Source organism: Cyclobacterium roseum (assembly GCF_010119225.1).
Classification (GTDB): Bacteria; Bacteroidota; Bacteroidia; order Cytophagales; family Cyclobacteriaceae; genus Cyclobacterium; species Cyclobacterium roseum.
The window spans coordinates 297,844-306,097 of sequence record NZ_WNKF01000006.1 but is presented as its reverse complement, the minus strand read 5'-3'; the positions used below and the strand labels follow the sequence as shown (position 1 = coordinate 306,097).

Below are 8,254 nucleotides of genomic sequence, written 5' to 3'. Positions count from 1 at the left end.
GCTCAGTAAAACTTATATGTTCTTATATATCTTATATGGTTCTCTTTTTTTTAACCATATAAGGGATATAAGGGCATTGAAGGGGGCAGGGAAAATCTTATATGCTCTTAAATGCCTTATATGGTTCCTTATTTATTGCTGAAAAAAGTGTTCACCACAGATTACACAGATTCGCACAGATAATTTAAGGATCAAAAAAAACTTATATGTTCTTATATATCTTATATGGTCCTCTTTTTTTTAACCATATAAGGGATATAAGGCCATTGAAGGGGGTAGGAAAATCTTATATGCTCTTAAATGCCTTATATGGTTTTTTATTTATTTCGGAAAAAATCGGGCGCCACAGATAACACAGATCCACATAGATAGTTTGAGGATCAAAAAAAACTTATATGTTCTTATATAACCTATATGGTTCTCTTTTTTTACCATTTAAGGGATATAAGGCCATTGAAGGGGCCAGAAAAAAACTTATATGCTCTTAAATGCCTTATATGGTTCCTTATTTATTGCTAAAGAAAGTGTGAACCACAGATTACTTAATTGGATCTTTGGCGTTGATTAAATAACTAATATCCGTTTAGTCATGCCGTTCCAGTACTATTGCTATTTTTTTTGTGTCAGGACTGATCGAAAGCCTGCTGATATCGCCGTAACCAGGGATCGTAAAGGTCCCTACTTTCTCCCATTCGATTCCTTTATTTACCTTTCGAAGGAATAATTCCTTTCCCCTGGCCATCAGTATATTGTTCTTATCTACCCAACAAAAATCTTCTGATCCCCCCAGTGCCAGACCCAAACTTGTAATTTCCCTTGTTTCAGTGTGAAAGGCCTTCAACTCGAAGGTGGTTTTTCCATCTACTACGATGTTATTGTTTTTGTCCAGGAAGATAATTTCATCAGTTCCCGGCCGTTTTTGAATGCTTCTTCCGGTGTTTTGCGCAATGGTATGAATGTCTTCCCGTCCGTAAGGAAAAACCAGACGGTTAGGCTCCCCTATAACAAACAATGCAGCCGTTTCTTCATGCCATCCGTAATAGCCTACCGGCTGGATGTCATCATACAAGAGTTCAGGCTCTCCAAAATTGATGGGATAGAGCCAGACTCGTTGGCTACTGTCCTCCTCTACCGTTACGGTTGAAATGTACTGCCCGCAACTGGTTAGATCAGGCGAAAACTCGCTCTTATCAGGAGTTCTGGTCATGTTGGTAAACTGCTTTTTTTCCCAGCTATATAAGATGGCTTCTACATTACCTGTATCGTCCTCGGATGAAAAAACCAATTGCGAATCATTAATGAATTTTGGTTGATTGTCGTAGCGCTTACTATCGGTTACCTGTTCTATGGAAGCGGAAAAGACCTTAAATCCCAGAATATTTTTTTTAGCATCCACCAAAAATACATCGCTGGCCTCCTGACCAAAGGCAGCAGGCCCGAAAATGAGCAACAGGGATAGCAGAGAAAGACTAAAACTTGTTTTATATTCTGAACGGTTTGAATGGTACCACATACTAAAAAGCGGGTTAATATTTTATTTTAAACCAATTTACGAAATACATGTTAGATTTTTGTGAATAAAGTGGATTTGTATACCAGTGGAAATCTGGATCAATTAAGAAAAAGGCAGGATGCACCTGCGGATGCCGCTGCAGCGGACCTTATCCAAGACCCGCAGCTTGTATCGGTCATCAATTCCTGGGATTTCATTCCTGAGAACCTCCCACCTGCTTTTCCGGATTCGTTGAAGTACTTTTTCAACGTTTTCGTGTTGCCTCCTCCATTGATTGATCCACAACAAATTCGGCGAACCCAGTACTTCTTTGAAAAAAACGCATCTTTAATATTGTCCTTGCTCGGATTTTATTCATTACCCTATACCTATGCGTTTGCAGATGGCGCAGAGGTATTGGTTAGATCCAAAAAGATCCTTGACAACCCCGGGAAGCGACTGTCTGAAACCGCCTTGTTTGTACTGGAGTGTTACCGCCCTCAGGCTTTTTTGGGCGAAAAAAAGGTATTATTGGTGTTGGCTAAGGTACGTTTGATTCATGCCCTTTCACGGTTATTTATTGAGAAATACGCTCGGGATTGGAATCCTGAATGGGGGATGCCGATCAATCAGGAAGACCTGCTGGCCACAAACCTCACCTTCAGTTTGCTGGTTTCCCGGGGGATGGAACGCAGTGGGGTGCGTGTGAGCAAGGAACATCGCGAGGGTCTGCTCCAATACTGGGGGCTGATAGGGTATTACCTGGGTATAGACCCTGCCTTTTTGCCTCATACTAGTAAAGAAGCATTCGAGCTGGAAAAGCTCATCCGAAAGCGGCATTTGAAATCCTCTCATGCTGGAAAAAGCCTGGTACAGTCACTTCTTCATTTTTATCAGCAGGAATTGATCCGGCCTGAATTAGCGCCATTTATGGAGGCAATCGTAGCCTTTTATCTGGGTGAGGAAATAAGTCAGGTGCTGGGACTTCGAAAAACCTCCCTGATTCCCGATTGGGTATTTCGGAATTTATCCACTAGTGGATTATTCAGTATGGGATCGTCTCCTTCCCAGTATTCGCTTTTATACCGACAATTTATCGTCCAGTCCGAAAAATCGATGGGTGCTCCCGTGTCCATAGCACTTCCACCATTACGGTAGTCCCTTTTACATTGTCTGCATTCGTTTCCAAGAATGTCCGAAATCGGCCGTAAAATGCTACGAAAACGGACGCTCCATTTTCTTCAACGGCCTCTGGCTGGCCTATTCCGGCTTTTCAATCCTGGCATTCTATTCGTATATTTCCGCATATGCAACGCATACCAACCGGAATTTTAGAATTTCTCATTTGGACCATCGCGCTAGTTGGCTTGTACTTCTACGGGATGGGCGACGGACAGCACCACGGTCTATGTCCACTGGCAAACCTGGGGCTGAGCTGGTGTCCGGGCTGTGGATTGGGGCGCTCCCTACATTATTTCATGCATGGAGCGATTCACACGTCCTGGAGCTGGCATCCATTGGGAGGTTTTGCCTTACTGGTGATTTTGTGGCGTCAGTTTCAATTATTTCTACTAATAAAAAAACAAATAAAATTATGGCAAACGTATTAAAGCATCTTCCGGAATTGGAAGGCATGGAATTGGGGTACATTCAAGGACTTTTAAAAGATATGAATGACGAACAAGCAAGTCTTTTTTCGCAGGTATACCGGGCCCGGAGAAAAGATAGCCAGATGGTTTTGATTTTGACCCTGATCGGTTTTTTTGGATTTGCGGGTCTACATCGCTTTATCCTTGGACAAATTGGATTGGGGATTTTATACCTATTGACGGTAGGCTTATGCTTTATTGGGACAATAGTTGATTTGGTAAACTACAAGAGTCTTGCATACGAATATAACCTAAAGGTAGCCCACGAAACGCTATCATTAATGTCTATGAGTACGGATCTGAAAAAAGGGGATTCCAATGAGTCGAATTAAGATACAGTTTACTGTCGCTGTCATGCTAATCCTTTCTTTTGGCTGCAATCCCTTGCCCAAAGAAACGATAACTGACATAGACACGTCTTTTGAAGGAATCCGCAAAGTGCGTGTACAGGGGGGAGCCTTGGAAATCAGCTATACCGGAGGCGACGATACCGATAAGGTGTATTTAACAGCCTTCCTGGAATCAACGGACGCGGGTATAGAGGGCATCCACTACGAGCAGTCAGGAGATGAACTCATTGTCAGTTTTGATTCCGAAATGGATTTTTCATTTTTGTTTGGCAGTCAGGTTGATGGGTTTATTAGTTTGAAGGGACCAAGGGAAATGGAGCTGGACATGTACAATTCTTCCGGAAAACTGGAGGTATACCATGTTCAGAACGAAAACATTAAACTCAGGGGCAGCTCCGGTAGTATTGATGCAAAGGATTTGGATTCACCCAACCTTCAGGTGAAAATTTCTTCCGGAAAGGTTCAACTGGAAGATATCCGGGGAAATCTGGATCTGGAATTATCTTCCGGAATGGGGTCATTGGAAGGCATGAAGGGTTCGGTTAGGTTTAAAGGTTCCAGTGGCCTGGTACAAATCGCTGATGTAGATGGCCTGGTCACCGGGGAGATGAGTTCCGGTAAGGCAGATTTGAACAGGGTGGCTACCTTGGGTGAGATTTCTCTTTCTTCTGGAATGTTGGTAGCAGAGGATTGTGGACTAGGGGCAGAGAGCTATTTTTCGGCATCCTCAGGCTACATGAAAGTTACCACCAACACGGACCTAAGCCGGTTTAATTTTGATTTTAGTGTGGGGAGCGGCAGGTTAAGTATCGGGGATCGATCCAGTAGTGAGGATTTAGTTATTGACCATGGCGCAGATCAAACCATACGGGGAAAACTTCGATCCGGACGGATGGTATTGGAAGGAACATAAAAAGAAAACAACTGCAAATTGCTCTAAAACCAAAAAAGCAACCCGTTCGGGTTGCTTTCTACTACTGATGTCAATGTTATGTTATGCGTTAACTACCTTCACATTCACTGCATTCAGACCTTTTCTTCCTTCTTTAAGATCGAAGGATACATCATCGTCTTCTCTGATTTCGTCGATTAGTCCAGAGACATGCACAAAATACTCTTTAGATGATTCGTCATCAATGATAAAACCGAATCCTTTGGATTCATTAAAAAATTTTACTTTTCCTGTGTTCATAATTGTAATTAATTGATTGTATTAATGGCAGTAAAGGTAGTGATTCTTTTCGCAAAAAAAACAGTTGGGTAAAATTATTTTCTGAAAATAAAAGATTTCTTAAAATGGTATTTTATACAAATTCGATACAAAATGTAATATACATCCTTATTTAAAGGACTTATTTCATTAATTCAATGCCTTGCTCTTTGCAGTTTTCCACCTCTTTTGCGGGCCAAATGCCTGACTGGACCTCTCCAATATGCTTTTTTCGTAAAAGAAACATACATGTCCGGGATTGACCGATTCCCCCACCGATGCTTTGTGGTAATTCCCCATTCAGAAGCTTTTTATGGAAAAACAGTTGCTTCCTTTCTTGCTGACCTGAAATTTCCAACTGTCTTTCCAGGGTCTCGGCATCTACCCGGATTCCCATGGAAGAAAGTTCAAAACTATTTTCCAGCATTGGATTCCATACCAGGATGTCTCCGTTCAATCCTTTATGGCCCTCAGAATTATAACTACTCCAATCATCGTAGTCAGGTGCCCTTCCATCATGTTTTTCCCCATTGCTAAGTACATCGCCAATGCCTATTAAAAAAACAGCTTTGTGCTCCTTGCAAGCCTGGTATTCCCGTTCTTTGGGGGATAAATCCGGGTACTTTTGCAGGAGTTCTTCGGCTTGTATAAAAGTGACTTTTTCAGGCAAAATGGGTTGAATAACAGGGAACGATTCCGCTATTGACTTCTCCAGCTCTTGGAATATACTGTAGATGGATTCCACAACCGCTTTGAGGTATTCCAGATTGCGATCCTTATCAGTGATCTTTTGTTCCCAATCCCACTGATCTACATAAAGGGAATGCAAAGCCGAATAGTCTTCATCCGGTCTCAGGGCGCGCATATCTGTCAGGATACCTTCCCCATTTTCCGCCTCTAGTTCAGCCAACTGCCACCGTTTCCATTTCGCCAGTGATTGGACCACCACAGCGGTGGCATCCGCCTGGTTTCGGATAGGGAATTTTACCGGTCGTTCGATACCATTCAGGTCATCGTTGATACCCGTGCCATCCATTATGGCCAATGGACAGGATATTTTGAATAGGTTTAACCGTTCGGACATCATGACGGGAAACATGGTTTTGATCAGGTCAATGGCCTTTTCTGTTTCCCTCCTGTTAAGTAAACAGTGGTATTTTTGCTCCGTTGTGGCAGTCATTTTCTTGCTTTTACTTTTGGAAAAAACGTATCGGCGATGCCGAAATGGCCACAATATTAAGTAAAAGAATTGATACCCGAAAATATACCGACCGAATCACGGATCTACGGCAGGAAGTTTATGTAGACGGGTTTATGAATATCAAGTTGATGGTCGGTAATGGATAATAAGCCGCTTTTTGCATCCCGTTTAAAAGCAAGAAGGGTATTGGAGTTTTGGTTGCCTACCAGGACATAAGCTCCATCTGGAGTAATATTAAAGTTACGTGGCGCTTTACCTTCTGATGAAAGCGTTTGAATACGGTGCAAACCACCATCCTTACCTATTTCAAATCCAATAATTTCGTTGGCATCTCCCCGGTTGGAGACATACAAGTGGTTTCCGTCGGGGCTTAGCCGAACCTCAGCCGCCCCCACGGTTCCCTCAAATCCTTCCTGCAATAGAGAATGAGTTTCCAGGTGTTTTATAGAGCCCTCTTCATAATGGTACACCCCAATTTCGGCCGTTATTTCATGCACCAGATACAAGCGGTCTCCGCTTTCGTTAAAGACCATGTGCCGGGGCCCGGCTCCGGGAGCGACCTTCAATCTGAAATTAGGAGTTTCTTCCAGAGGTTTTTCCTTTTGGGAATCAAAGTTATATACCACCACTTCATCGGTACCCAGGTCGGCCACCAACAGTTTGCCGTCCTTCGGATGAAAGACGGTCGAATGGACGTGCGGCTGCCGTTGTCGGCCAGGATTAACGCTACTTCCTTCATGCTGCACTACCTGAACGGCCGGGTTAAGGTTTCCATTACTTTCTACGGGGATTACCGAAAAGTTTCCCTGCGAGTAGTTACCTACAAGCAGAAATTTTTCTGAAGGATCCAGGCTTAGGTAGCAGGGGCTGTTTCCGGCTGCGGATACGGTATTGATTATTGAAATATCATTAGCGGATAACTGAAAGCTAGATACGTTTCCTCCCTCGGCACCGCTGGTTTCTTCTACCGAAAAGATTAGATTTTGGTCCTTGTTAGCGATGACAAACGATGGGTTTTCGGGTTCGGAAGCGGTAGCCAAGACGTCGAAACCATTTTCAGGACTGAAGTTAGCCAGGTGGATGCCTTGTTCGGGTAGGTCTGTATAGGTTCCCAGAAGAAATACATAAGTAGCAGACATATCTTGAGATTTATTTCCTTCTTCCTTTGTTTCGCTGGGACTGCATGCCAGGGAAAGGAACAGGAGTGTGGCAACGGATAAGTTACTTCGATTCATTTTCCTTTTCGGTTTTCATGTCACTGGCCAATTCGTGACTTTTGGGATGGTATTTTCCTTTGAGATCATCTACTTTGGAATGTTTCCATAATTTCACACCGGTAAAATAGGAGGCTCTTCCAATCATGTGCGCACCCACAGGAGCTGTCAGCAGCATAAAAAGGATGATCGCGGCAACGCGTGAAGAAATCCCAAACTCATTGAAATAGGTGGCTGCTGCGATGAGCAGCAAACCAATACCCAGCGTGGCAGCCTTGGTAGTAACCGAAATTCTGAGGTAAAGATCGGGCATTCTTATCACGCCAATCGCCGCCAAAAGGATGAACAAGGCACCCAGGGAACTCAAACCTATGATCCAATAATCACTCATTTTTTTCTCGTTTTTCTAAATAATAGGAAAAGGCTACGGTACCTAAAAAGGCAATCAGCGCCATGATCATCGCAATATCCAAAAATGCGGGCTGATTGGTATGAATACTGTAAATGGTAATGATCCCGATTCCGGTAGTCAGTAGCAAGTCAAGGGAAACCACCCGGTCAGAAAGGGTAGGGCCTATGATAAATCTGATAAATATCAACATGGTGGATGCAGCGAGAATGGGCAGTATCACCAGGTATAAATAGTCGTTTACACTCATCTCAATATCTCTAATAACTTCCGTTCAAATCCATTTTTAATGCCGGCGACAAATTCTTCCTTGTCGTTTACGTACATCGCATGCACGTATAATACTTTGCGGTCATCTGACACGTCCAGGCTGAGGGTTCCGGGAGTCAGGGTAATCAAATTGGCCAATAGGGTAATTTCTAAATCCGACTTAGCCGAAAGGGGAATTTTGATAATCCCCGGTTTCATATAATAGCTGGGTGTCACCACGTCATAGGCTACCTGAAGGTTGGCCTTTATCAACTCGTAAAGGAAAAAGAAAATAAAAGCAATCAATTTGGGTCCCCGGTGAAAATACTTGTTTTCCCCACTGTTTCTGGATATCAGCCACAGCAGGAAAAAACTCAATAAAAACCCAAATACAAAATTCACGAATGAAAAAGTACCCGTGACCGCCAGCCAGATAAAGGAAAGAAGAAGATTGCTGAGAAATCTGGTTTTTATCATTTT

Annotated in this window: 11 protein-coding genes; 4 read left to right on the top strand and 7 right to left on the bottom strand. The window is 43.0% G+C overall.

The window, feature by feature from the left end; genetic code table 11:
• Positions 1 to 583 precede the first annotated feature (583 nt).
• On the bottom strand, positions 584 to 1,513 hold the full coding sequence (locus GJQ68_RS11355; protein ID WP_235941418.1) for a hypothetical protein: 930 nt from the start codon (positions 1,511 to 1,513) through the stop codon (positions 584 to 586).
• Between the two features lie 60 nt (positions 1,514 to 1,573).
• On the opposite strand from GJQ68_RS11355, the gene GJQ68_RS11350 reads away from it, so the two are divergent.
• From GJQ68_RS11350 to GJQ68_RS11335, 4 genes are all read left to right on the top strand, one after another.
• Entirely contained in the window at positions 1,574 to 2,650 is a 1,077-nt protein-coding gene (locus tag GJQ68_RS11350; protein WP_162417388.1) for an oxygenase MpaB family protein, read from the top strand.
• Between the two features lie 149 nt (positions 2,651 to 2,799).
• The gene (locus GJQ68_RS11345; protein ID WP_162417387.1) at positions 2,800 to 3,102 is read left to right on the top strand and encodes a DUF2752 domain-containing protein; all 303 of its coding nucleotides are present in this window, start codon (positions 2,800 to 2,802) and stop codon (positions 3,100 to 3,102) included.
• A complete protein-coding gene (locus GJQ68_RS11340; protein ID WP_162417386.1) occupies positions 3,087 to 3,473 on the top strand; it encodes a TM2 domain-containing protein in 387 nt (128 codons plus the stop codon). The genes GJQ68_RS11345 and GJQ68_RS11340 overlap by 16 nt, the downstream gene beginning before the upstream one ends.
• Positions 3,460 to 4,404, top strand: coding sequence for a DUF4097 family beta strand repeat-containing protein (locus tag GJQ68_RS11335; RefSeq protein WP_162417385.1), 945 nt, complete (start codon positions 3,460 to 3,462; stop codon positions 4,402 to 4,404). Before GJQ68_RS11340 ends, GJQ68_RS11335 begins: the two co-directional genes overlap by 14 nt.
• Positions 4,405 to 4,485: 81 nt before the next feature.
• Here GJQ68_RS11335 and GJQ68_RS11330 read toward each other — a convergent pair whose 3' ends face one another.
• The 6 genes from GJQ68_RS11330 to GJQ68_RS11305 all read right to left on the bottom strand — a co-directional run bounded on the left by GJQ68_RS11330 (position 4,486) and on the right by GJQ68_RS11305 (position 8,251).
• Complete coding sequence (locus tag GJQ68_RS11330; RefSeq protein ID WP_014020889.1) at positions 4,486 to 4,683, bottom strand: cold-shock protein; 198 nt, start codon at positions 4,681 to 4,683, stop codon at positions 4,486 to 4,488.
• Between the two features lie 160 nt (positions 4,684 to 4,843).
• Positions 4,844 to 5,881, bottom strand: coding sequence for an aspartate--ammonia ligase (asnA, locus tag GJQ68_RS11325; RefSeq protein ID WP_162417384.1), 1,038 nt, complete (start codon positions 5,879 to 5,881; stop codon positions 4,844 to 4,846).
• A gap of 104 nt (positions 5,882 to 5,985) precedes the next feature.
• On the bottom strand, positions 5,986 to 7,137 hold the full coding sequence (locus tag GJQ68_RS11320; RefSeq protein ID WP_162417383.1) for a lactonase family protein: 1,152 nt from the start codon (positions 7,135 to 7,137) through the stop codon (positions 5,986 to 5,988).
• Positions 7,124 to 7,507 carry a monovalent cation/H(+) antiporter subunit G gene (gene mnhG / locus GJQ68_RS11315; RefSeq protein WP_162417382.1) on the bottom strand — a complete coding sequence of 128 codons (384 nt, stop codon included), beginning with the start codon at positions 7,505 to 7,507 and terminating at the stop codon, positions 7,124 to 7,126. The genes GJQ68_RS11320 and mnhG overlap by 14 nt, the downstream gene beginning before the upstream one ends.
• Positions 7,500 to 7,775, bottom strand: a complete 276-nt coding sequence (locus tag GJQ68_RS11310; RefSeq protein WP_162344294.1) for a cation:proton antiporter — start codon at positions 7,773 to 7,775, stop codon at positions 7,500 to 7,502. The genes mnhG and GJQ68_RS11310 overlap by 8 nt, the downstream gene beginning before the upstream one ends.
• Complete coding sequence (locus GJQ68_RS11305) at positions 7,772 to 8,251, bottom strand: Na+/H+ antiporter subunit E (protein ID WP_202927921.1); 480 nt, start codon at positions 8,249 to 8,251, stop codon at positions 7,772 to 7,774. The genes GJQ68_RS11310 and GJQ68_RS11305 overlap by 4 nt, the downstream gene beginning before the upstream one ends.
• Positions 8,252 to 8,254: the final 3 nt, after the last annotated feature.

Coding starts and splice junctions, on each gene's coding strand:
- GJQ68_RS11345 (WP_162417387.1), top strand. CDS start 2,800: ATGCAACGCATACCAACCGGAATTTTAGAATTTCTCATTTGGACCATC.
- GJQ68_RS11340 (WP_162417386.1), top strand. CDS start 3,087: ATGGCAAACGTATTAAAGCATCTTCCGGAATTGGAAGGCATGGAATTG.
- GJQ68_RS11320 (WP_162417383.1), bottom strand. CDS start 7,137: ATGAATCGAAGTAACTTATCCGTTGCCACACTCCTGTTCCTTTCCCTG.
- mnhG (WP_162417382.1), bottom strand. CDS start 7,507: ATGAGTGATTATTGGATCATAGGTTTGAGTTCCCTGGGTGCCTTGTTC.
- GJQ68_RS11335 (WP_162417385.1), top strand. CDS start 3,460: ATGAGTCGAATTAAGATACAGTTTACTGTCGCTGTCATGCTAATCCTT.
- GJQ68_RS11305 (WP_202927921.1), bottom strand. CDS start 8,251: ATGATAAAAACCAGATTTCTCAGCAATCTTCTTCTTTCCTTTATCTGG.
- GJQ68_RS11310 (WP_162344294.1), bottom strand. CDS start 7,775: ATGAGTGTAAACGACTATTTATACCTGGTGATACTGCCCATTCTCGCT.
- GJQ68_RS11330 (WP_014020889.1), bottom strand. CDS start 4,683: ATGAACACAGGAAAAGTAAAATTTTTTAATGAATCCAAAGGATTCGGT.
- asnA (WP_162417384.1), bottom strand. CDS start 5,881: ATGACTGCCACAACGGAGCAAAAATACCACTGTTTACTTAACAGGAGG.
- GJQ68_RS11355 (WP_235941418.1), bottom strand. CDS start 1,513: ATGTGGTACCATTCAAACCGTTCAGAATATAAAACAAGTTTTAGTCTT.